A 21,996-nucleotide genomic window follows, 5' to 3' on the forward strand; every position below is an offset into this window, starting at 1 on the left:
TCGCATGTCGCAACACTGGAAATTCGAGACCCTGTCGGTGCACGCCGGCTATTCGCCCGACCCGACCACGCGCGCCGTGGCGCCGCCGATCTACCAGACGGTGGCCTACGCCTTCGACAGCGCGCAGCACGGCGCCGACCTGTTCGACCTCAAGGTGCCGGGCAACATCTACACCCGCATCAACAACCCGACGCAGGACGTGCTCGAGCAGCGCATCGCCGCGCTCGAGGGCGGCATCGCCGCGCTGGCGCTGGCCTCGGGCCAGGCGGCCGTGACCTACGCGATCCAGACCATCGCGGAAGCCGGCGACAACATCATCAGCAGCACGGCGCTCTACGGCGGCACCTACAACCTGTTCGCCCACACGCTGCCGCAGTTCGGCATCACCACGCGCTTCGCCGACCACCGCGATCCGAAGAGCTTCGAGAAGCTGTTCGACGAAAAGACCAAGGCGGTGTTCGTCGAGTCGCTCGGCAACCCGGCCGGCAACGTGACCGACATCGCGGCCATCGCGGAGATCGCCCATCACCACGGCGTGCCGCTGATCGTCGACAACACCGTGCCCTCGCCGTACCTGAGCCGGCCGATCGAGCATGGCGCCGACATCGTCGTGCATTCGCTGACCAAGTACCTCGGCGGCCACGGCACCAGCATCGGCGGCGCGATCGTCGATTCGGGCAAGTTCCCGTGGGCGCAGCACAAGCAGCGCTTCAAGCGCCTGAACGAACCCGACGTGAGCTACCACGGCGTGGTCTACACCGACGCGCTCGGCCCGGCCGCCTACATCGGCCGCGCACGCGTGGTGCCGCTGCGCAACACGGGTGCCGCGATCTCGCCGTTCAATGCCTTCCTGATCCTGCAGGGCATCGAGACGCTGTCGCTGCGTGTGGAGCGCATCAGCGACAACGCGCTGGCCGTGGCACGGCACCTGAAGGCGAACAAGTCGGTGAAGTGGGTCAACTACGCGGCGCTCGAGGACCATCCCGACCATGCGCTGGCGCAGAAGTACCTGGGCGGCAAGGCCAGCGGCGTGCTGACCTTCGGCATCGAGGGCGGCCGCGAGGCGGGCGCGAAGTTCCTCGACGCGCTCAAGCTGTTCACGCGCCTCGTCAACATCGGCGACGTGCGCTCGCTCGCCACCCATCCGGCCTCGACCACGCACCGCCAGCTCTCGCCCGAGGAACTCGCGCGCGCCGGCGTGAGCGAGGAGACCGTGCGCCTGTCGGTCGGCATCGAACACATCGACGACCTGCGCGCCGACCTCGACCAGGCGCTCGCCGCGGCCGCGGCCTGAGGCAGCGCGAAAGCAAAACCATGACAACACTGCAATCCATTCCCGACGCCGCGCTCGACCAGCTGTTCCGCAAGGCGCGCACCGTGCATGCCTTCAAGCCGGTGCCCGTGAGCGACGAGACCATCCGCCAGCTCTACGAGCTGCTGAAGTGGGGCCCGACGGCCTACAACGCCCAGCCCGCGCGCTACGTGTTCGTGCGCAGCGAGGAGGCCAAGGCCAAGCTCAAGCCCGCGCTGTCGTCGGGCAACACCGCGCAGACGCTGGCCGCGGGCGTGACCGTGATCGTGGCGCACGACACGCGCTTCTACGACCAGCTGCCGGTGCTGTTCCCGGCCTACGACGCCAAGCCCTTCTTCGAGAAGAGCGCCGAGGCGGCGCAGGCCACGGCGTTTCGCAACAGCAGCCTGCAGGGCGCCTACCTGATCCTCGCGGCGCGCGCGCTCGGCCTCGATGCCGGGCCGCAATCGGGCTTCAACGCCGAGCTGGTCGACAAGGCCTTCTTCCCCGACGGCCGCTGGCGCGCCAACTTCCTCGTCAACCTCGGCGTGGCCGACCATGCCGGCACCTTCGAGCGCGGGCCCCGGCTCGCGTTCGACGACGTGGCCGAGATCGCCTGAGCGCCACGTCCTTCCTTCACCGATCCATCCATCCACACCATCCAACCAAAGGGAACCATCATGTCCATCCAGGCCATCAACGTGCGCAACCAGTTCAAGGGCAAGGTCCGCGAGATCATCCGCGGCGACGTCGTCTCCGAAGTCGATGTCGAGACCGCCTGGGGCATCGTGACCTCGGTCATCACCACGCGCTCGATCGACGAGCTTCAGCTCAAGGTCGGCTCCGATGTCGTCGCGCTGGTGAAGTCCACCGAAGTGTCGATCGCCAAGCTCTGAATCCCCTGGAGTGCGCGTGGCGCATTCCCCCTCGGCCCGGCGCCAGCGATGGCGCCGGGCTTTTTTTTCATCGGTTCAGAGCGGGACGAGGCGCCAGAAACCGTAGGGGTTGTGGAACAGCGAGTCCGGGCCGTAGGGCTGGTCCTGTGTTTCCTCGATGCGGTAGCCCGGCGCATCGCGCGCGACCGAGAAGGTCTGGCCCGCGCGGATCTCGGGCTCCTCAGCGTAGAGGTAGTGCGTGAACGCGCGCAGCAGCTCGACGGCGGCCGCCATGTCGTCCTGGCCGTCGGTGACCGCGTCGCGCAGGCCGAGGTTGTGCATGCCGCAGGAGCTCACGGGCTCGCCCGTGAGGTAGAGCACCAGTGCCCGGTGCGCGAAGAACAGGTGCAGGTGCTCGCAGTGGTCGAGCCAGGCCGCCGGCGTGTGGGCGAGGCCGGTGCTCTCGACCTTCACGCCCAGCCCGCCCGCGCGCACCAGCGCGGCACCGGCCTCCATCAGCGACGTGGCGTTCTCGTGGCTGCCGCCGGAGCCGACGAGGTAGACCACCGAGCGGTGCCCGTCGACGGCCTCCATCTCGGGCGTGTCGCGCCAGTGCGGCGCCGCGGCGCGGAAGGCATGGGGCATGCGCTCGTCGGGGCCCTCGAAGACCAGCTCGCAACTGAAGCGCGTTTGCGCGCACATCAGGATGCGGCCGGCGAACAGATAGCCGCTGTCGTTCGCGATCAGGTCGCGGATCAGTTCCGTGGTGTCGGCCCAGGGGCCGGGGATGCACAGGACCATCTCGGGGAGGTCGGCGGGCTCGCTCACGTGGGTGCCTTCTCGGTGCTGAAAGCGGTCATTCTGCCGTCGGCCTCCGACATCTCAGTACTTGATCGTGATGCCGGCCTTCACGCCGTTGTTCTGCTTGCCGTCGGATTCGACGCCGGCCGAGAACGAGGTGTTGCCGCCGGTGCTGCCGCCCACCGAGTAGATCGGGCGCGAGCCCGAGGTGTCCATGCCGCCATAGGCCGCGGCGCCGCTGGGGCGCTGCACGCCGATGGTCGCGCCGAGGGTGTCGGCCGATTTCTCGGTGGGCGCGATCTTGGGCGCGACGTAGAGGATGGTGCCGTCGTCGGTCTTCACCGGGAGCTTGGGTTCGTCGGCCCAGGCGAGGGCGGCGGCCGTGCAGCCGGCGGCCAGGACCAGGGAGGTCGAGAGGAATCTGCGCATGCGTCGGGGGAGGATGTCGTCGGGGTTCAGGAGGTGGCCCTGGCGCGCCAGGGCAGGCCCGTCAGGATATCGAAGGCGTGCTCGGTCTCGCCGATCCGGATCACGAAGACGTAATCGTTTGTCAGCCCCTGCTGGCGCGCGCCGAGCACCTTGTAACCGGCGCGTCCCGAGGGCACCTCGTAGGTGGGTCCGAATTCGGCGCCCAGCGCGAGCAACTCGCGCGTGGTCCAGGTCTTCAGCAACCGGCCGCCGAGATAGAAGCCGAACGCGGCCTGTGGGCCCGCGGACGACGGCTCCAGCTCGCGGTCGAGCCGCATCAGCGCGACCTGGCCCGCGATCGGGCTCCACGCCAGCAGCAGGCGGCCCTGGTTGAACCAGGGATAGCGGTCGATGGCTTCGTCGCCGGTCTTGCGCACGCGGTAGACCGTGGTCGTCCCGGCGTCGCCCGTGTCGGAGTCGGGTATGCATCGGGCGTAGAAGACACCATCGGGGCCGGCCACGACGTAGGCGATGTTCGACATCGCGCGCGCGGCGAACACGCTGCCGGGCAGCCCGACGACGCCCGAGAGCAGTGCCAGTGAGAGGGACCTGCGTTGCATGAATGCACTCCCGAAGCGATGGGGCGGGGACTGTAGCGCCGGGCCTGCAGGGTGGCTTCAGCTTCCCTTCAGCCCCTGGAATGACGCTTAGAACGCCCGGTTGTTAAGAATCGACTTTTCAGTCGTTTGAGGATCGCGGACGGGCTCCTACAGTGATGGTCATCGCCACCAACGGCGCATGCATCCATCCCGACAGCAACGCACACCAGGAGCCCGCACACCATGTCCGTGGAAGTTGAAGACCTCGTCCTGCCCGAAGCGCTCGAGAAGGCGCGCGCCCATGCCGCCGAAGCCGGCTGGCCCCATGCCGGCGGGGTGACGCCGCCCGTGGCCTGGCAGCTGGTGCAGGAAGGCAAGGCGGTGCTGGTCGACGTGCGTTCGGGCGAGGAACGCAAGTTCGTCGGCCACGTGCCCGAGAGCGTGCACGTGGCCTGGGCCACCGGTACCGCGCTCACGCGCAATCCGCGCTTCGTGCGCGAGCTCGAGGCCAGGCTCGCGAAGGACGGCGGCAAGGATGCCGTGGTGCTGCTGCTGTGCCGCAGCGGCAAGCGCTCGGCGCTCGCTGCCGAGGCCGCGGCCAAGGCCGGCTTCTCGCAGGTCTACAACGTGCTCGAAGGCTTCGAGGGCGAGATCGACGGGCAGCAGCACCGCGGCGGCTCCGATGGCTGGCGCTTCCATGGCCTGCCGTGGGTGCAGGACTGATTTCTCCCCACGCACGGAAGGAAGAACGGCCCATGGCCCATTTCGAAGTCGCGGAGATCGTTGCCGCGCTGCATGCGGTGCGCAACGAATGGCGCGACCTGCAGCGCCGCTCGCGCGAACCCGGCGCGCGCGAGTTCCCCTCGCGCGATGCACTGGCCCAGACCGTGGAATCGCTCAAGGGCGCGCTGTTTCCGATGCGGCTCGGCCCGCACGACCTGCGCCACGAGAGCGAGGATTTCTATGTCGGCCACACGCTCGACGCCGCCTTGCAGGCGCTGCTGACGCAGGCCCGGCTGGAACTGCATTTCAACGCGCGCCATGTGCCGCGCAGCGCGAGCGAGATCGACGAAGCCGCAACAGCGGCGGTGCGCAGCTTCGCGAACCGTCTGCCCGAGTTGCGCCGGCTGCTCGACAGCGACGTGCTCGCGGCCTATCAGGGCGACCCGGCCGCACGCAGCGTCGACGAGGTGCTGCTGTGCTATCCGGGCGTGCTCGCGATGATCCACCACCGGCTCGCGCACGAGCTCTACAGACTCGACCTGCCGCTGCTGGCGCGCATCGTGGCCGAACTCGCGCACGGGCAGACCGGCATCGACATCCATCCGGGCGCGCGCATCGATGCCGGCTTCTTCATCGACCACGGCACCGGTGTCGTGATCGGCGAGACCGCGGTCATCGGCAAGCGCGTGCGGCTCTACCAGGCCGTGACGCTGGGCGCCAAGCGCTTTCCGACCGACACCGAGGGCAACCTGCAGAAGGGCCTGCCGCGCCATCCGGTGGTGGAGGACGACGTGGTGATCTACGCGGGCGCCACCATCCTCGGGCGCGTCACCCTCGGCAAGGGCGCCGTCATCGGCGGCAATGTCTGGATCACCGACGACGTGCCGCCGGGCGCGAGCGTCACGCAGGCCAGCCTGCAGAAGAACAACGCACCGAGGGGGTGAACACACCATGAATGCATTCGTCGAAGATTTCGGAGTGGCCGTGCGGCAATTGCGCGAGGCCCATGGCTGGTCGCAGGAACAGCTCGCGGAGCGCTCGGACCTCAACCGCTCCTACGTGGGCGAGGTGGAGCGCGGCCGCGTGATTCCCTCGATCGTCACCGCGCACAAGCTCGCCACCGCGCTCGAGATCAACATCGTCCATCTGCTGTCGCGCTGCGAGCAGCTCGGCCAGTCGCGCCTGGCACGCCGGATCAACTTGGCGGCTATAGCCTGTTGAGGGGAAACCCTTGGCGCCGGGACACTCCCGCCGTCAGTCGCGTTCGTCCCTTTTCTTCATTCCCACGGCCTTTCGGAGTCGCCGGCACCGCTCGCGGTGACCCGGTGGGCCTGACCACATCGGAGTTTTCTTCATGACCGCAACCGTCGGTGGAACCACCGCGCTCGGCGACAACGCCGCAAGGCAGTTGGCCAATGCCACCAAGACCGTTCCCCAGCTCGAGACCATCAGCCCGCGCTGGCTGACGCATTTGCTCCAGTGGGTGCCGGTGGAGGCGGGCATCTACCGCGTCAACAAGGTCAAGAATCCCGAGTCGATCAAGGTCACCTGCACCTCGCGCGAGGAAGAGAACCAGCTGCCGCGCACCTTCGTCGACTACGAGGAGAACCCGCGCGAGCACTACCTCAACGCCGTGAGCACCGTGCTCGACGTGCACACCCGCATCTCCGACCTCTACAGCAGCCCGCACGACCAGATCAAGGAACAGCTGCGCCTCACGATCGAGACGATCAAGGAGAACCAGGAGAGCGAGCTCATCAACAACCCCGACTACGGCCTGCTGGCCCAGGTCAGCGAAGAGCAGCGCATCTTCCCGCTGACCGGCGCGCCCACGCCCGACGACCTCGACGAGCTGCTGACCAAGGTCTGGAAGGAACCGGCCTTCTTCCTCACGCATCCGCTGGCGATCGCCGCCTTCGGCCGCGAGGCCACGCGCCGCGGCACGCCGCCGCCGACCGTGAGCCTGTTCGGTTCGCAGTTCATCACCTGGCGCGGCATTCCGCTGATCCCGTCGAACAAGGTGCCGGTGGCCGACGGCAAGAGCAAGATCCTGCTGCTGCGCGTGGGCGACAAGCGCCAGGGCGTGGTCGGCCTGTTCCAGCCGGGCCTCGCGGGCGAACAGAGCCCGGGCCTGTCGGTGCGCTTCATGGGCATCAACAACCATGCGATCGCGTCGTACCTGATCTCGCTGTACTGCTCGCTCGCGGTGCTGACCACCGATGCGCTGGCGGTGCTCGACGACGTCGAGATCGGCAAGTACCACGACTATCCCGACACCTACAAGTAAGCCGCGGTGAACACTCCCACGACTCCGGGCGAGGCGCCGTTCGATCCGGCGATCCTCGCGCGCATGGCGAGCGCGATGTTCGCGGCGCTGCCGGGCACGCCGCCGGCTTCGCTACCGGGTGCCGCCAGCGGGCTGGTGCCGGGCGCGCAGTTCCCCGCCAACATCGCGCCGCCGGGTTCGCCGCTCGTGAGCCCGGCCGGCTTCGGGCCCAGCGTGCCGGGCACGCCGATCCCGCAGGGGCAGGTGCCGGGCACCAACCTGCTGCCGGCCTCGCCCACGCAACTGCCTTCGCTCGCGAACCGCGCGCCCGCGCTGCTGCCGCATGCGGTGGCCGGCAACGGCGTGCCCGACACCCTGCTGTCGGTGGCGCCGGCCTTCGAGCCGCGCTCGGGCGGCCACGTGCTCGGCGTGCCGCCGGTGCAGCCTTCGCAGGCCGCATCGAGCGCCGCCTCGCCGTACTACTTCCTCGGCGGCAACCATGGCCAGCCGGCCGGTGCCGGCGGCTTCGCGGTGCACGATCCCTTCGCCGACCTCGCGGCGCTGGCCGTGTCGCGCGAGCCCGCCGTGGCGCCGTCCGTGCCCTCGGCACCAGCCAATGGCCGCGACGCGCAGTTCTACTTCGTCGACGCGGTGCGGTTGCCCAGCGGCTTCGTCACGCCGGCCAAGGCCGATCCGCGCGGACCCGAGGCGGTGCCGCTGGCCGGCAGCGGCCAGCATCCGCCGTTCGACGTCAACGCCGTGCGGCGCGACTTCCCGATCCTGCAGGAGCGCGTGAAGGGCAGACAGCTCGTGTGGTTCGACAACGCGGCCACCACGCACAAGCCGCAGTCGGTGATCGACCGCATCGCCTACTTCTACGCGCACGAGAACTCGAACATCCACCGCGCGGCGCACGAGCTGGCCGCGCGCGCCACCGACGCCTACGAAGGCGCGCGGGAGCGCGTGCGCAGGTTCATCAACGCGCCCGAGGTGGAGGAAGTGATCTTCGTGCGCGGCACCACCGAGGCCATCAACCTGGTGGCCAAGAGCTGGGGCGGCCAGCACGTGGGCGAGGGCGACGAGATCATCGTCTCGAACCTCGAGCACCACGCCAACATCGTGCCGTGGCAGCAGCTCGCCGCCGCCAAGGGCGCGAAGCTGCGCGTGATCCCGGTCGACGACTCGGGCCAGGTGCTGCTCGACGAGTACCGCAAGCTGCTCAACGACCGCACGAAGATCGTCGCCGTCACCCAGGTCTCGAACGCGCTCGGCACCGTGGTGCCGGTGAAGCAGATCGTGGAACTCGCGCACCGCGCGGGCGCTAGGGCACTGGTCGACGGCGCGCAGTCGGTCTCGCACATGCGCGTGGACGTGCAGGACATCGGCGCCGACTTCTTCGTGTTCTCGGGCCACAAGGTGTTCGGCCCGACCGGCATCGGCGTGGTGTGGGGCAAGCGCGAGGTGCTCGAGGACATGCCCCCGTGGCAGGGCGGCGGCAACATGATCGCCGACGTGACCTTCGAGAAGACCGTGTTCCAGCCGATCCCGAACAAGTTCGAGGCCGGCACCGGCAACATCGCCGACGCGGTGGGCCTGGGCGCGGCGATCGATTACGTCAACAAGGTCGGCATCGAGAACATCGCGCGCTACGAGCACGACCTGCTGGTCTACGGCATGGCGCAGCTCGGCGCGATTCCCGGCGTGCGGCTGATCGGCACCGCGGCCGACAAGGCCAGCGTGATGTCCTTCGTGCTCGACGGCTACAGCACCGAGGAGGTGGGCCAGGCGCTCAACGAGGAAGGCATCGCGGTGCGCACGGGCCACCATTGCGCGCAGCCGATCCTGCGCCGCTTCGGTGTCGAGACCACGGTGCGGCCCTCGCTGGCCTTCTACAACACCTTCGACGAGATCGACCGGCTCGTGGCGGTGGTGAGAAGGCTCGCGGGCCAGCGGCGCGCGGGTTAGTTCGACGACCCGAGGTGCTGTCTGAAGAAGGCCAGCACCTCGGCGTTGAAGGCCGCATGGAAGGCCGTGCGGTCGAAGTCCGGGCCGTCGCGGCAGATCTCCGGATTCGCCGCGAGCTGCGCGGCGGAGCAGGGCGCGAGAAAGCCGAAATGGCCGGCCTTGTCGGCCACGCGCCAGTCCGGGGCCGTCGGCAGGTTGCGCCGCACGGCCGCCACGTTGTCGGGCGTGACGCCATCGCCCCCGTATGCCGAGGCCCAGAGCTGCACCGGCACCTTCACCTGTTTCAGGCTCTCGGCATCGAACAGCATGCTGAGCGGATCGGCGATCACCGCGGCCCGGATGCGTTCGTCGTGCGCCAGCGGTGCCGCGAGCAGCGCGCGAAAGCGCTGCCGCATGGCCGTGCAGGCCGGGCCCTGCGGCGCCGCGCTGCAGGGCGAGCCGGGCAGCGGTGGCAGCTTCTCGAAATCGGGCCGCGCGCCGATCAGCGCCAGGCCCGTGTAGCCGCCGCGCGAGAAGCCGTAGAAGCCGACCTTGCCGGCCGCGAGCTGCGCATGCGCGGGCCAGCGCGCGAGCATGTGGTCGACCAGGCGGCGGATGTCGGTGGTGCGCGTCGCGAGCGCCACGATGCTGTCCTCGGGGCCGCCGCGGATGCGGAAGTTGTCGTCCGAGTGGTTGATCGCGGCGACCACGAAGCCCGCGTTCGCGAGCGCCTCGGCCGTGTCGTGGTGACCGAGGAAGGAGCCGCCGTAGCCATGCGACAGCACCACCAGCGGCAGCCGGTCGCCGGCGATCGGGCAGTCGCGCACGCCGGGCAGCGTGGCGCGCTCGAGCTGGACCTGGCCGTCGGGCGCGGCGCAGGGCGTCCATACCGCGCCGCGCAGCGCCGGGCCATCGGCATCGGCCGGTATCTCGAGGGTGCTGAAGCCCGCGGCCTGGGCGCAGGCCGCCCCCAGGCCGAGCGCGAGGGGAAGAAGGAAGCGAAGCAGGTTCATGGCGGCAGTGAAGACCGGGATCAGCCGGCGGGACGGATCGGAATCAGCAGGTCGGTGCGCAGCGCCGCCGGCGCGACCTGGCGCGGCGAGTTCAGGTAGTGCTCGAGCGTGGGCCGGTCGTCGGGCTCGTAGCCGCTGCCGGGCAGCCAGCGTGCATGAAGCGCGTAGACGGCGGCGTTGATGCGCGAGTAGGGGCCCGCAAGGGTGTGCACCGCGTAGAGGCCGCCCGGCATGTCGAAGGCCTCGATCTCGGTGTCGCCGGCCGGCCAGGGATCGGGCGAGGCCGCCGCCACGTAGTAGCGGAAATCCGGCCGCGCCTCTGGATTGCCGCAGGAGATGCCGAACCAGCCCGATACGCGGCGCGGGCCCAGCCGGGCGCGCAGCCGCCGGTGCGTGTGCGGGATGGTGGAGGCCGGCCCGTGGTGGCGCAGCGCATGCACCGGCTGCGCCGGGCGCTCGACGATCCGCACGGCGGGCGGCGCCTCGTCGCTCCGGTCCCGCGCCACGGGCATCGCGTCGAGCACCACCGCGTGCATCTGCTGCTGGAATTCGCTCGGCGATTGCCCGGTGAACTGGCCGAAGGCGCGCGTGAAGGCCTGCGGGCTCTCGTAGCCCACGGCCAGCGCCACGTCCGTGATGCTCTGGCCGCCGCGCACCAGCAGCCGCGTGGCCATGGCGAGCCGCACGCGCCGCACCGTGGCGGCCACGGTCTCGCCCGCGACGCTCTGGTAGATGCGGTGGAAGTGGAAGGGCGAGAAATGCGCGAGCGCCGCGAGGTCCTCGAGCCGGTGGTTCGCCATCGGGTCGGCCACGATGGCCGCGACGGCGCGCGCCACGCGTTCGCGGTAGTCGTGTTCGGCGCGGGGGGCGGTCATGCCCCGCAGTGTGCCGCCGGGCGGCGGCGGCCGCTTAGCCGACTTTGCGGAGTCCGCGACGCACAGGCTATGCTTTGCGGTCGTCGACAACGTAGCCTGTCCCTCGCATGTCCCAGCCTCCCGTTTCCACTCCCGCATTCTCGGTCACCGACGAATCCTGCGACGTGCTCGTCGTGGGCGGCGGCCCCGCCGGTTCCACCGTGGCCGCGCTGCTCGCCCAGCAGGGCCGCAAGGTGGTGCTGCTCGAGAAGGCGCAGCACCCGCGCTTCCACATCGGCGAATCGCTGCTGCCGGCCAATGTCGAGCTGTTCGACAAGCTCGGCGTGCGCGACCAGGTCGAGAAGATCGGCATGCCGAAGTTCGGCATCGAGTTCGTCTCGCCCGAGCACGAGCACCGCAGCTACGTCGACTTCGCCGAGGGCTGGGACAAGTCGCTCGACTCGGCCTGGCAGGTGCGCCGCTCGGAGCTCGACGAGCTGCTGTTCCGCAACGCCGCGGCGCGCGGTGCCGAGGCGATCGAGGGCTGCCGGGTGCGCGACGTGAGCTTCGACGCCGACGGCGCCACGGTGCGCACGCAGATGGACGACGGCGAGCGCCGCAGCTGGCGCGCGCGCTTCGTGGTCGATGCGACCGGCCGCGACACCCTGCTGGCCAACCAGTTCCGCTGCAAGGAGAAGAACCCCGAGCACAACAGCACCGCGCTGTTCGGCCATTTCCGCAATGCCAAGCGGCTCGAGGGCCGCAAGGAAGGCAACATCAGCATCTGCTGGTTCCCGCACGGCTGGTTCTGGTTCATCCCGCTGGCCGACGGCACCACCAGCGTGGGCGCGGTCTGCTGGCCCTACTACCTGAAGTCGCGCGAGAAGCCGCTCAAGGACTTCTTCTACGACACCATCGCGCTGTGCCCGGTGCTGGTCGAGCGCCTGAAGGACGCCGAGCTGGTCGACGACGCCGTGCACGCCACCGGCAATTTCTCGTACGCCAGCACCCATGCCACCGGCGACCGCTACCTGCTGCTGGGCGATGCCTTCGCCTTCATCGACCCGATGTTCTCCTCGGGCGTCTACCTCGCGATGCACAGCGCCTTCGACGGCGCCGAGGCCGTGGCCAAGGCGCTGGACCGCCCGATGGAGTACGCGGGCGCGCGCGCCGACTTCGAGGCCATGATGCGCAAGGGCCCGCGCGAGTACTCGTGGTTCATCTACCGCGTGACCAATCCGACGATCCGCGAGATGTTCATGTACCCGGGCAATCCCTTCCGCGTGAAGGAGGGCCTGATGTCGCTGCTGGCCGGCGACATCTACCGCGGCACGCCGTTCTGGCGCGCGCTGGGCATGTTCAAGGTGCTGTACTACTTCATCTCGGCGATGCATCCGCGCCGCACCTGGGCCGGGTGGAAGCGGCACCGCGTCAACATCCAGGACATGGGGATGTTGAAGGGGGAGACGATCCTCAAGTCGGATTGACAGGGCGGTCGCGCTCGCCTTTGCCATTCAGCGGGGCGGCCCCGTGAATAGCAAGGTGAATAGATGAATCGCGCGGCTTCACCCGGGTTTTCGCTGGGGAAACCCGGGAAGCTGAATAGATTCGTGAATAGATACTTGGCGTGCGCCGGCCAGAGGCTCAGCTCGCCGCGCCCTGCGCGCGGGCGCGCTGCACCTCGTAGGCCTTGAGGTGCACGTAGGCGATGCGCAGCACCGAGGGCACGGCGGGCGCCGGCTGCGGTGCGCGGCTCAGCAGGTCGCCGAGGATGTGGTCGGCCTCGACGGCGCCGCCGCGCGCGAGGTCCTTGTACATCGAAGCGGTGATCGGCGAGCCGGCCGCGGTCATGAAGGCATGGCCGCGCTCGACGGCGCCGGGGCGCACCGCGAAGCCGTTGTGCGCGGCGATGGCGGCGCATTCGTCGAACAGGGCCAGCGCCACGTCCTGGCCGCCCGCGGCGACCACGTCGCCGATGGCGCCGCGCATCAGGCTGGTGAGGCCGGCGATCGAGGCGATGAAGACCCACTTCTCCCACATGTCCTGCAAGACGTTGTCGCTGGCCTTGGCCTCGAAGCCGGCGCCCTCGAACTGCTGCTGGATCGCCTGGATGCGCGGCGGGATGCCGCCGGCGCGGTCGCCGTAGGTGAGGCCGTGCGAATCGTTGAGGTGCAGCACCCGGCCCTCGTCGTCGAGCGTGGCCGAGATCAGGCACAGGCCGCCAAGCACGCGCGCCTCGCCGAAGCGCTCGACCAGGGCGTCGATGTGCTGCATGCCGTTGAGCAGCGGCAGGATCATCGTCTCGGGGCCGACGGCGGGCGCGAACGAGTCCATGGTCGAGGCCAGGTCGTAGGCCTTGCTGCCGACCACGACCACGTCGTAGGGGCCGCCGATGTTCTCGGCCGACACGTGGGGCGGCGAGGGAATGTGGAGGTTGCCCTGCGGGCTCTGGATCACGAGGCCGGTGGCCGCGATCTGCGCCGCGCGCCGCGCGCGCAGCAGGAAAGTGACGTCGCGTCCCGCCGCCAGCAGGCGGCCACCGAAATAACCACCGAGTGCGCCGGCACCCACCACCAGAAATCTCATCGCGCTTGCTCCTGAATCAGACAAAGAACCGGCGGCGATGATGCCGAAGAACGCGCAAGGCTGCTCTACGCCACCGGCTTCTCCAGCAGCCGCTGGCGGGCAAAGGGCGACAGGTCGAGCGTGCTCGCGCGCCCCAGCACATGATCGGCGATGGCATCGCCGAGCCCGGCCGAGTGCTTGAAGCCATGGCCCGAGCAGGCCGAGACCACCAGCACGCCGGGCAGGCCGTCGAGCGCGTCGATGACGAAGCGGCGGTCGGGCGTCACGGTGTACATGCAGGCGCGGGCCTTGAGGGCGCGGCCCTCGATCTGCGGGAAGCGTCCGGCCACGCGCTCGCGGAACATCGCGGCGCTTTCCTCGGGCCGCACGCTGCGGTCGATGGCGTCGGGCGTGGTGGCTTCCACGTACTGCTCGGTCGCGACCTTGAGCGCGGGCTGCGCGGGGTCGGAGGACGGAAAGCCGTACATGTAGTCCTCGGGCCCGTCGCCGAACATCCAGATGAAGACCGGGAAGCGGCCGGGCGCGAAGTCGGCGGCGGCCGCGCCGGTGTCGAACCAGTGCATGACCTGGCGGTGCACCGAGAAGTCGCGCTGCCAGTCGGCGCGCGCCTGCCGGCCGAGGAATTCGGGCAGCCAGGCGCCGGCCGCGACCACGACGCGCCCGGCCTCGAAGCTCGCTGTTTCGGTGCGCACGCGCACGGTGTCGCCGTTGCCCACGGGCTCGACGGCCAGCACCTTCTCGCCGGTGCGCACCTGCGCGCCCGAGGCGCGCGCCACCGCGAGTTGGACCTCGATCGCCGCCTCGGGCCGCACGAAGCCGGCCTCGCGCTCGTGGTAGCCGATCTCGTCGCCCTGCAGCTGGAATTGAGGAAAGCGCGCGCGGATGCCGGCCGCGTCGAGCACCTCGTGCGCGATGCCGAAGCGCTCGGCGCAGGCGATGGTGCGGCGCACGAAGTCGGGCTTGCCGTGGTGCTCGGCCACGCGGCCCTGGGGTGCCAGCACCAGGCCGCCGGTGGTGGTCATCAGCGAGCGGCCGGTGCGCGCCTCGAGTTCGCGCCAGATGGCGTGCGAGCGCTGCACGAAGGGCACGCACTCGTCGCCTTCGCCGATCGCGAGCCGCGTGATGCGCGAATCGCCGTGCGAGGAGCCGAGCTCGTGCGGTGGCGCGAACTGGTCGATGCCGAGCACGCGCGCGCCGCGTTGCGAGAGCTGGTGGAGCGTGGCGGCACCGAGGGCGCCGAGGCCGATGACGATGACGTCGTGGTGGGAGCTTGAAGTCAAGAGGGCAGCGGTGTCAGACGAGGTTCAGGTCCAGGAAGGCGTCCTTCACCTCGATCGGTTTGGGAATGAGCTTGAGCTGCGCGAACACGTCGGCCAGGCCCTGCTGTTCGCGGGCGATGGCCGGTGTGAGCGCGACCACGCCATATTGACGCCGTTCGGTCGCGAGCGCCAGCACCTTGGGCTCGACCTTGAGCTGCGGCGCGAGCGTGGCCACCACCTCGGCGGGATGGGCCTGGGCCCAGTCGTTGGTCTTGCGCAGCTCGGCGAACACGGTGCGCAGCAGATCGGCATTGGCGCGCGCGAACTCGGGCTGCGCGAAGTGGTAGGTGCGGTTGCCGCTGAGGCCGGTGCCGTCGAACAGCAGGCGCGATTCGGTGGCCTGCTGCGCGCCGGCCAGGAACGGGTCCCACAGGCCGATGGCCGCCACGCTGCCCGACTGGTAGGCCGCCACCGCGTCGGAGGCGGTGACGATGTAGACCGGCTCGATGTCCTCGTAGCGCAGGCCCGCGGCCTCGAGTGCGCGGATCAGCACGTACTGCGTGTTGTAGCCGCGGCCCGTGACCACCTTCTTGCCCTTGAGGTCGCGCACGGAACGGATCGGCGAGTCGCGCGGCACGAGGAAGCCGACGCCGCCGGGGTAGGGGCTCTCGGCCGCGAGGTAAACCAGGCCCTTGCCGCTGGCCTGCTGGAACACGCCGATGCCGTCGGAGGCATGGCCGAAATCGATGGCGCCGGCGGCCAGCGCCTCCGACAGCTGCGCGCCGCCGAGGAACTCGGCCCATTCCACCTTCACGCCCGCGGGCGCGAGCGCCTGCTCGAGCCGGCCCGTGCCCTTGAGGATGTTGAGCGTGTTGAACTTCTGGTAGCCGATGCGCAGGGTCTTGGCACGGGTCTGTGCGAACAACGGCGTGGCGGCCGCGGCGAAGGCGGCACCGGCGCCGGCGCGAAGCACGAGGCGCCGCGAGAGAGCGGATGAGGACAAACGGGGAGTGTTCATGGCGATGCCGCGCGCGGCGCGGTGGGAGAAGTGAGCGTGGAGGCCGGCGACTCTAGGGGCCGCGCGCGCATCGCGCGACGAAGCTTTTCGCATGAGCTCATGCGCAACTCCGCGGGGCATATGCAAGCGGAAATTGCTTCGTTGGACGCGGCGCGCGCGCTGCCTAGAGTCGCGGCTTTTCATTCCGAAGAGCAGGCATGACCCGCAGCACTTTCATTCTCTCGAGCCTGGCGCTGGCCATCGGCTCCTTCACCCTGTCCGGCGCCGCCTGGGCCGACCGGCTCGACGACGTCAGGAAGGCCGGCGTCCTGCGCGTGGCCGCCTTCGACGGCAACCCGCCGTTCGGCTACATCGACCCGGCCAGCAAGAAGCAGGTCGGCCACGACATCGACCTCGCGACCGAGTTCGCCAAGAGCCTGGGCGTGAAGATCGAGCTGGTGCCGACCAACCCGGCCAACCGCATCCCGCTGCTGACCTCGGGCAAGGCCGACGTGGTGTTCGCAAGCTTCACCATCACCGACGAGCGCGCCAAGGCGGTGGACTTCACCACACCGTACTTCCTGGTCGGCCAGCAGTTCCTCGCGAAGAAGGGACTGCTGAAGGACGTGGCGCAGATCAACGAGATCCGCATCGGCACCGAGAAGGGCACGACGATGGAATCGAACCTGCGCAAGAACTACCCCGAGGCCAAGGTCGTGCTCTACGACGACTCGCCGTTCGCGCTGGCCGCGCTGCGCAACGGCAACGTGCAGGCCATCACCAACGACGGCGTGAAGCTCACGGCGCAGTGGAATGCGCTGCCCGACAAGGAGAAGTACGAGATCCCCGCGATCACGGTCTCGAAGGAGTACCTGGGCGCGGCCGTGCCCAAGGGCGAGACCCGGCTGCTCGAGGCGCTCAACACCTGGCTGGCCGAGAGCGAGAAGAACGGCCGCGCGCTGGCGATCTACGACACCTGGTTCGGCCCGAACAGCAAGGCGCCGCTGCCGCGCCTGCTGAAGATCGGCGACCAGCGCGTGGCGGCGCGCTGAAGGCGCCACGGCCTTGATCGATCTCCTGCGCGAGCAGCTGCTCGCGCCGCGCTACCTGGGCTGGCTGCTCGACGGCTGGCTGACGACGATGTGGAGCTCGCTGCTGGTGGTGGCCGGGGCCACGGTGCTGGGCGTGGCGGTCGCGGCCGGCCGTTCCTCGGACCGGCCCGCGCTGCGGCGCGCCACCGCGGCCTACGTCTCGCTGTTTCGCAACACGCCGCTGCTGGTGCAGCTCTTCTTCTGGTACTTCGGCGCGCCCTCGGTGTTGCCCGAGGCCGCGCGCGAATGGCTCTACGCGGGCCACGTGCTGTCCTTCGAGCTGCTGTCGGCGCTGGTCGGGCTCACGCTCTACGCGGCCGCCTACGTGGGCGAGGACATCCGCTCGGGCATCCGCGGCGTGCCCGTGGGCCAGACGCTGGCCGCGTCGGCGCTGGGCTTCACGCGCGCCCAGGTACTGGCGCAGGTGGTGCTGCCGCAGGCGCTGCGCATCGCGCTGCCGCCGCTGCTGGGGCAGTACATGAACATCGTCAAGAACACCTCGCTCGCGATGGCGGTCGGGCTGGTCGAGCTGTCCTATGCCTCGCGGCAGGTGGAGGCCGAGACCTTCAAGACCTTCCAGGCCTTCGGCATCGCGACCTTGCTCTACATCGCGACCATCGGCGCGATCGAGCTGCTGGCGGCCTGGGCCGCGCGGCGGCAGGCGAGGGCGGCATGACGGTGTTCGAGACGCTGTGGGACAGCCTGCCGTACCTGCTGTGGGGCGCCTTTCCACAGGGGCCGCCGGGCGGCGCCGCGCTCACGCTGCTGCTGAGCGCCGGCTCGGCCGTCGCCTCGGCGCTGCTGGGGCTGGCCGGGGGCATCGGGCTCGCCACGGCGCGCGGCGGCCTCAAGGCGCTGCTGGTGCTGGTGCTGGGCTTCCTGCGCGCGATCCCGGTGCTGATGCTGATCTTCTGGACCTACTTCCTGCTGCCCTTCGCCTTCGGCGTCAGCGTGCCGGGCGTGCTGTCGGTGATGTGCGCGCTGTCGCTGGTGGGCGGCGCCTACCTCGCGCACGCGGTGCACGCGGGCATCCGCGGCGTGGGGGCCGGGCAATGGGCGGCGGGCCTGTCGCTCGGGCTCACGCGCTGGGGCACGCTGCGTGTCATCGTGCTGCCGCAGGCGCTGCGCATGATGCTGCCCTCGTTCGTCAACCAGTGGGTCACGCTGGTGAAGGACAGCTCGCTGGCCTACATCGTCGGCGTGGGCGAGCTGTCGTTCGTGGCCGCGCAGGTGAATGCGCGCACCATGGTCTATCCGGCCGAGATCTTCATGCTGGTGGGCGCGATCTACTGGCTGCTGTGCAGCGGGCTCGACCGGCTGGCGAACGCGTGGCTGCGGCGGGCGCGTGCCGATGGCGCCGAGGCCAAGAACTTTTCCGGAAAAGGTCTTGAACGCTTCGCATAATCGCCAGCGTCATTTCGACGCCCTTCTTCACTACGACTCTCTCATCCAAGGAGCTTCACCCATGGCCCAGACCCGGATCGCCGTCATCGTCGGCAGCCTGCGCAAGGACTCGTTCAACCAGAAACTGGCGCTCGCGCTGGCCAAGCTGGCGCCCGAGGACTTCACCTTCGAGCACGTGCGCATCGACGACCTGCCGCTGTACAACCAGGACGACGACGGCAACCAGGCGGCGTCGGTCAAGCGCCTGAAGACCGAGATCGCGGCGGCCGACGGCCTGCTGTTCGTCACGCCCGAATACAACCGCTCGGTGCCCGGCGTGCTGAAGAACGCGATCGACCATGCCTCGCGCCCCTACGGCCAGAGCGCCTGGGCCGGCAAGCCGGCCGGCGTGGTCGGCATCTCGGTCGGCGCCATCGGCACCGCGCTGGCGCAGCAGCACCTGCGCAACGTGCTGGCCTACCTCGACGTGCCCACGCTCGGCGCGCCCGAGGTGTTCCTGCAGACCAAGGACGACCTGTTCGACGACAAGGGCCACATCGGCAACGAAGCCTCGAAGAAGTTCCTGCAGGGCTGGATGGACAAGTACGTGGGCTGGATCAAGAGCCACAAGGCGGCCTGAGCACGGTCCGCACGCGGGTTCAATAGAGGATCACCAGCACGGTCTCGCCGCCGAAGGCCTCGTCGCGGGCCACGGCGGCCGTGACCGGCCGGGTGGCGACCTTGCCCGCCTTGCCGTCCTTGTCGATCCTCGGCGGCAAGGGCGCGTTCAACTGCACGTAGCGCACCTGCGCCGGCGCGGCGGCGAACTCGGCCACCGCGCGCAGCGAGGCCGCGCCGGGCGGCGGCGCCACCGCCTGCATCTGCTGGTTCACGCGCTGCGAGAGTTCCTGCAGCGCCTTGAGGTCGCCGCGTGCCGCCGCGGCCTGCAGCTCCTGCCGCATCGAATCCATCGACTTCATCGCCGCGTCCTGCTGCTTGCGGCCCGGCACCTGCGAGCCGTCGAAGGTCTTCTGGCCCTTGGCCACCAGCTGCAGCACCTGCTCGGGCGACAGCCGCGTGGTGAAGACCGCGCGGCCTTCGCGCGCGTCGCTCGCGAACGGGCGCCAGCGCAGCGTGGCCGCGTCCTTCGCGCCGACGGCGCTGGCCAGGCCCAGCCGCGTGGCATCGGGCTGCTCGTCGGGCACCAGCGCGCCGAAGCCGTTGCGCTGGCCGGCGCGCATCCACGGTGCCAGGCCCTTGCGGAAGCGGTCGTCCTGCACCTCGAGCATCTGGCGCGCGATCGCCCGCACGCCGGGCGAGGTGTGGTCGAGCGCGGCCAGCACCGCCTCGCGGTCCTCGGGCGAGCCGATCTTGCCCAGCCTGCGCAGGCCCATCTCGGCCAGCATGGGGAAGCGGGCGCGCGCGGCGCTGCGCAGCACCTCGCGGTCGATCTCGCCGCGCGACTGCAGCATCTGCAGTTCGCCGTAGAGCGAGAGTTCGAGTTCGGTGCGCAGGCCGGGGCAGGCGGCGTTCCAGCGGCCGTCGACGCACTGGGCCTCGAAGCGCGGCAGCACCTGCTCGGGCGGGATCTCGGTGCGCGGGCCGCCGATCAGCAGCGCGGCGCTCAGCAACAGGGCTTCGTTCATGGCGATGACTCCGGATGGGGGCTCACTGGGTGGCGCGGCGCATCGCGTTGCCCTTGGCCTTGACGTTCTTCGTCAGGGTGACGATCTCCTCGGGTGTCGGCACCACCATGCTGTTGTCGGGCTTGCGCAGGTTGGTCGAGCCGGCCCACTGGCACTTGCGCGCCAGCGCGGCGATGTAGTCGCGCAGCACCCGCACACCGGCGTCGTAGGCCTTGGCGTCGCTCTGCACGAACCATTCGACCGACTCGACCGACTTGTCGCCGGCCTTGTAGGCGGCCGCGCAGGCCTTGATGTGCGTGTTCTCGTGCTCGATGGTGAATTCGGCCAGCGGCTTGCACAGCTTCTGCCGGATCTGCTGCTCGGTCACCGGCCGCGTGGTCGGCGACTGGCCTGGGCGCGGAACGTACTCCACCAGCTGGCAGCTGCCGCCGCTGATCACCGTGCCGAAGGAGGGCGCCGCGGCCCCGGCCGTGCCGGCGTCGCTGGCCGGCGGCGCGAGCACGCCGTAAAGGTTGCCTTGCATGGCCGCGGTGAGCGCGCTGGTGGCCTGTGTCTGCATCGCATCGATGCTCAGGGGGTAATAGGCCTGGGAGATCCAGGTCTGGAATTTGGCGCGCAGGAACTCCTGCTCGAGCATTTCGCGGTACAGCCGTGGCAGGTCCTGGCAGCGGTCGCAGTCGGGCGCGGCCTGGGCGGCGGCGCAGCCGAGCGCGAGCGCCAGCGCGGCCAGCGCGCGCGGGGGGCGTGGAAGCAGCTTCACGGTGAGGGGCTCCTGGAGGGAAGGGAGGGGGACGGCGCTTCGTCGTCGGCCGCCAGCGAGATCGCGAGCGCCAGTGCCTGGGTGCGCGGCGCGTCGGCATCGAGCGCAAGGGCCATGTCGATGCTTCGACGCGCATCGGCATCGCGGCCCGCGGCGGATTCGGCCAGCGCGCGGTTGTGCCAGGCGCGGGCCGACAGCGGCGCGCGTTCGGTGGCCTCGCGCCAGAGTGCGGCCGGGTCGGCCCAGGTGGCGGCGCGCCAGGCGCAGGTGGTCGCGAGTGCCGCCAGCAGGACGAGTCCCGGAACTGCGCGGCCGGGCCGGCGCAGCCAGGCCGCGAGCAGGGCGCCCAGCGCCAGTGCGGGACCGATCCACGCGGGGTACAGCGGCTTTTCCACGATCCAGTCGAGCCGCGCGATCAGCGTGTGCGTCGGCGCGAGCATGGCCAGCGGCCACAGCAGTCCGAGCGTCGCCAGCGGCCAGCGCCGGCGCAGAGCGAGCGCGGCGAGCAGCAGGCCCACGAGCGCGAGCGCGCCCGGCAGCACCGCGTTCGCGCCAGGCGCCGGGTGCTCGACCGACAGCGCCCAGGGCCGCAGCCACAGCGCGAGCGACAGCGGCAGCGCGGCGGCATGCCGGGCCAGGGCCTCGAGCGGATCGGCCAGCGCGAGCGAGTAGCCGGCCAGTTCGCGCAGCCGGGGGCCGAAGGTCCAGAGCAGCGCGGCGCCGGCGAGCGCGGCGAACGCGGGCCCGGCCACGCGCCGCGCGATGCGGCCGGCCGTGGCGCCGGGTCGGGTGGACTCCCACACCACCAGCAGCAGCGGATAGACCAGCGCCACTTCCTTGGCCGACACCGCGAGCGCGAAGGCGACGAGCGACAGCGCCTCGAAGACGGCGCGGCGCACGCGGACCAGGCCCTCGCGCCACGCATGTTCATGGGCCAGCAGCGCCAGCACCAGCCCCAGCGTCATCAGCCCGGTGGAGCGCCCGCTCGCGAAGCTCACCACCGCCGCGTGCGCGGGCTGCAGCGCGAACAGCGCGGCGGCCAGGAAGGCCGCCAGCGGATCGGCCAGCCGGCCGAGGGCCAGTCGCCACACGGCCAGCACGGTGGCCGCATGCAGCGCGAGGTTGGTCGCCAGGAAGCCGGTGCCGTCGAAGCCCCACAGCGCATGGTCGGCGACGTAGCTCAGCCGCAGCAGCGGCCGGAAGCCGTTGGCCAGCCGCTCGCGCAGGGCCTCGCCGCCGGCCGTGGCCGGGTCGAGCACGATGTTGGGCAGGTCGTCGTACTGGAAGCCGCCGGCCAGCCCGGCGGCCCAGGCGGCGAGGCACAGCGCCAGCAGCGCGACCGCCGCCATGGGTTCGGTCGCGGGAAGAAGAGGGATGCGGGAAGCCGGAAGGCGGGCTGCGGGCATGCGGCGATTCTGGCGAGCGCGCCGCGCGCCAGCCATTGGCCGAAGCGCCTATGTCAGCCGGGGTGTCGCCCATGAAAAAAGCCGGCACGTCGGC

Annotated in this window: 24 protein-coding genes; 13 read left to right on the forward strand and 11 right to left on the reverse strand. The window is 70.3% G+C overall.

Features of this window, described 5'->3' with window-relative positions:
* The first annotated feature begins 4 nt into the window (after nt 1-4).
* The 3 genes from AC07RM_RS07070 to AC07RM_RS07080 are packed head-to-tail and all read left to right on the forward strand — an operon-like array spanning nt 5 to nt 2,187.
* Complete coding sequence (locus AC07RM_RS07070; protein ID WP_495333994.1) at nt 5-1,294, forward strand: O-acetylhomoserine aminocarboxypropyltransferase/cysteine synthase family protein; 1,290 nt, start codon at nt 5-7, stop codon at nt 1,292-1,294.
* Between the two features lie 20 nt (nt 1,295-1,314).
* The gene (locus AC07RM_RS07075; protein ID WP_093341537.1) at nt 1,315-1,911 is read left to right on the forward strand and encodes a malonic semialdehyde reductase; all 597 of its coding nucleotides are present in this window, start codon (nt 1,315-1,317) and stop codon (nt 1,909-1,911) included.
* A gap of 60 nt (nt 1,912-1,971) precedes the next feature.
* Complete coding sequence (locus tag AC07RM_RS07080) at nt 1,972-2,187, forward strand: TOBE domain-containing protein (RefSeq protein WP_042579699.1); 216 nt, start codon at nt 1,972-1,974, stop codon at nt 2,185-2,187.
* Nucleotides 2,188-2,262: 75 nt separating this feature from the next.
* Here AC07RM_RS07080 and AC07RM_RS07085 read toward each other — a convergent pair whose 3' ends face one another.
* The 3 genes from AC07RM_RS07085 to AC07RM_RS07095 are packed head-to-tail and all read right to left on the reverse strand — an operon-like array spanning nt 2,263 to nt 3,995.
* Nucleotides 2,263-2,994, reverse strand: coding sequence for a DUF4261 domain-containing protein (locus AC07RM_RS07085; RefSeq protein ID WP_495333997.1), 732 nt, complete (start codon nt 2,992-2,994; stop codon nt 2,263-2,265).
* A 54-nt stretch (nt 2,995-3,048) separates the two neighbouring features.
* Nucleotides 3,049-3,396 carry a hypothetical protein gene (locus tag AC07RM_RS07090; RefSeq protein ID WP_431512681.1) on the reverse strand — a complete coding sequence of 116 codons (348 nt, stop codon included), beginning with the start codon at nt 3,394-3,396 and terminating at the stop codon, nt 3,049-3,051.
* 26 nt (nt 3,397-3,422) lie between these two features.
* Nucleotides 3,423-3,995 carry a hypothetical protein gene (locus AC07RM_RS07095; RefSeq protein ID WP_495333999.1) on the reverse strand — a complete coding sequence of 191 codons (573 nt, stop codon included), beginning with the start codon at nt 3,993-3,995 and terminating at the stop codon, nt 3,423-3,425.
* A 222-nt stretch (nt 3,996-4,217) separates the two neighbouring features.
* Between AC07RM_RS07095 and AC07RM_RS07100 the strand changes: the two genes are divergently transcribed.
* From AC07RM_RS07100 to AC07RM_RS07120, 5 genes are all read left to right on the forward strand, one after another.
* A complete protein-coding gene (locus AC07RM_RS07100; RefSeq protein ID WP_495334001.1) occupies nt 4,218-4,697 on the forward strand; it encodes a rhodanese-like domain-containing protein in 480 nt (159 codons plus the stop codon).
* A 32-nt stretch (nt 4,698-4,729) separates the two neighbouring features.
* Nucleotides 4,730-5,641 (forward strand): serine O-acetyltransferase EpsC, encoded by a 912-nt coding sequence (epsC, locus tag AC07RM_RS07105; protein ID WP_495334002.1) that lies wholly within the window; start codon nt 4,730-4,732, stop codon nt 5,639-5,641.
* A 7-nt stretch (nt 5,642-5,648) separates the two neighbouring features.
* A complete protein-coding gene (locus AC07RM_RS07110; RefSeq protein WP_057593379.1) occupies nt 5,649-5,918 on the forward strand; it encodes a helix-turn-helix domain-containing protein in 270 nt (89 codons plus the stop codon).
* A gap of 133 nt (nt 5,919-6,051) precedes the next feature.
* Nucleotides 6,052-6,984 carry a family 2A encapsulin nanocompartment shell protein gene (locus tag AC07RM_RS07115; protein ID WP_490876913.1) on the forward strand — a complete coding sequence of 311 codons (933 nt, stop codon included), beginning with the start codon at nt 6,052-6,054 and terminating at the stop codon, nt 6,982-6,984.
* A gap of 63 nt (nt 6,985-7,047) precedes the next feature.
* Nucleotides 7,048-8,928: a family 2A encapsulin nanocompartment cargo protein cysteine desulfurase gene (locus tag AC07RM_RS07120; protein ID WP_495334170.1), complete on the forward strand. Its 1,881-nt coding sequence runs from the start codon at nt 7,048-7,050 to the stop codon at nt 8,926-8,928.
* On the opposite strand, the gene AC07RM_RS07125 is transcribed toward AC07RM_RS07120, so the two are convergent.
* Nucleotides 8,925-9,920 carry an alpha/beta hydrolase family protein gene (locus AC07RM_RS07125; protein ID WP_495334004.1) on the reverse strand — a complete coding sequence of 332 codons (996 nt, stop codon included), beginning with the start codon at nt 9,918-9,920 and terminating at the stop codon, nt 8,925-8,927. The genes AC07RM_RS07120 and AC07RM_RS07125 overlap by 4 nt on opposite strands.
* A 20-nt stretch (nt 9,921-9,940) precedes the next feature.
* The gene (locus AC07RM_RS07130; RefSeq protein ID WP_495334006.1) at nt 9,941-10,795 is read right to left on the reverse strand and encodes an AraC family transcriptional regulator; all 855 of its coding nucleotides are present in this window, start codon (nt 10,793-10,795) and stop codon (nt 9,941-9,943) included.
* Nucleotides 10,796-10,902: 107 nt separating this feature from the next.
* On the opposite strand from AC07RM_RS07130, the gene AC07RM_RS07135 reads away from it, so the two are divergent.
* Complete coding sequence (locus AC07RM_RS07135) at nt 10,903-12,261, forward strand: NAD(P)/FAD-dependent oxidoreductase (protein ID WP_495334008.1); 1,359 nt, start codon at nt 10,903-10,905, stop codon at nt 12,259-12,261.
* A gap of 157 nt (nt 12,262-12,418) precedes the next feature.
* Here AC07RM_RS07135 and AC07RM_RS07140 read toward each other — a convergent pair whose 3' ends face one another.
* The 3 genes from AC07RM_RS07140 to AC07RM_RS07150 all read right to left on the reverse strand — a co-directional run bounded on the left by AC07RM_RS07140 (nt 12,419) and on the right by AC07RM_RS07150 (nt 15,637).
* Nucleotides 12,419-13,360, reverse strand: a complete 942-nt coding sequence (locus tag AC07RM_RS07140; protein ID WP_495334010.1) for a ketopantoate reductase family protein — start codon at nt 13,358-13,360, stop codon at nt 12,419-12,421.
* A gap of 65 nt (nt 13,361-13,425) precedes the next feature.
* Nucleotides 13,426-14,640, reverse strand: coding sequence for an N-methyl-L-tryptophan oxidase (solA, locus tag AC07RM_RS07145; protein ID WP_495334012.1), 1,215 nt, complete (start codon nt 14,638-14,640; stop codon nt 13,426-13,428).
* 13 nt (nt 14,641-14,653) lie between these two features.
* Nucleotides 14,654-15,637: an aliphatic sulfonate ABC transporter substrate-binding protein gene (locus AC07RM_RS07150; RefSeq protein ID WP_495334014.1), complete on the reverse strand. Its 984-nt coding sequence runs from the start codon at nt 15,635-15,637 to the stop codon at nt 14,654-14,656.
* 197 nt (nt 15,638-15,834) lie between these two features.
* On the opposite strand from AC07RM_RS07150, the gene AC07RM_RS07155 reads away from it, so the two are divergent.
* The 4 genes from AC07RM_RS07155 (at nt 15,835) to AC07RM_RS07170 (ending at nt 18,730) form a co-directional block, all read left to right on the forward strand.
* Nucleotides 15,835-16,668, forward strand: coding sequence for an ABC transporter substrate-binding protein (locus AC07RM_RS07155; protein WP_208513939.1), 834 nt, complete (start codon nt 15,835-15,837; stop codon nt 16,666-16,668).
* A gap of 13 nt (nt 16,669-16,681) precedes the next feature.
* A complete protein-coding gene (locus AC07RM_RS07160) occupies nt 16,682-17,383 on the forward strand; it encodes an amino acid ABC transporter permease (RefSeq protein WP_395347598.1) in 702 nt (233 codons plus the stop codon).
* Nucleotides 17,380-18,111 carry an amino acid ABC transporter permease gene (locus AC07RM_RS07165; protein WP_495334017.1) on the forward strand — a complete coding sequence of 244 codons (732 nt, stop codon included), beginning with the start codon at nt 17,380-17,382 and terminating at the stop codon, nt 18,109-18,111. Before AC07RM_RS07160 ends, AC07RM_RS07165 begins: the two co-directional genes overlap by 4 nt.
* A 61-nt stretch (nt 18,112-18,172) precedes the next feature.
* Entirely contained in the window at nt 18,173-18,730 is a 558-nt protein-coding gene (locus AC07RM_RS07170; RefSeq protein WP_431512691.1) for an NADPH-dependent FMN reductase, read from the forward strand.
* A gap of 19 nt (nt 18,731-18,749) precedes the next feature.
* Here the strand turns inward: AC07RM_RS07170 and AC07RM_RS07175 are convergent, their stop codons facing one another.
* The 3 genes from AC07RM_RS07175 to AC07RM_RS07185 are packed head-to-tail and all read right to left on the reverse strand — an operon-like array spanning nt 18,750 to nt 21,902.
* The gene (locus AC07RM_RS07175; protein ID WP_495334019.1) at nt 18,750-19,736 is read right to left on the reverse strand and encodes a hypothetical protein; all 987 of its coding nucleotides are present in this window, start codon (nt 19,734-19,736) and stop codon (nt 18,750-18,752) included.
* Between the two features lie 22 nt (nt 19,737-19,758).
* Nucleotides 19,759-20,496 (reverse strand): hypothetical protein, encoded by a 738-nt coding sequence (locus AC07RM_RS07180; protein ID WP_495334021.1) that lies wholly within the window; start codon nt 20,494-20,496, stop codon nt 19,759-19,761.
* Nucleotides 20,493-21,902 carry a hypothetical protein gene (locus tag AC07RM_RS07185; protein ID WP_495334023.1) on the reverse strand — a complete coding sequence of 470 codons (1,410 nt, stop codon included), beginning with the start codon at nt 21,900-21,902 and terminating at the stop codon, nt 20,493-20,495. Before AC07RM_RS07185 ends, AC07RM_RS07180 begins: the two co-directional genes overlap by 4 nt.
* Nucleotides 21,903-21,996 lie beyond the last annotated feature (94 nt).

The organism is Variovorax sp. GW821-FHT09B05 (genome assembly GCF_059418265.1).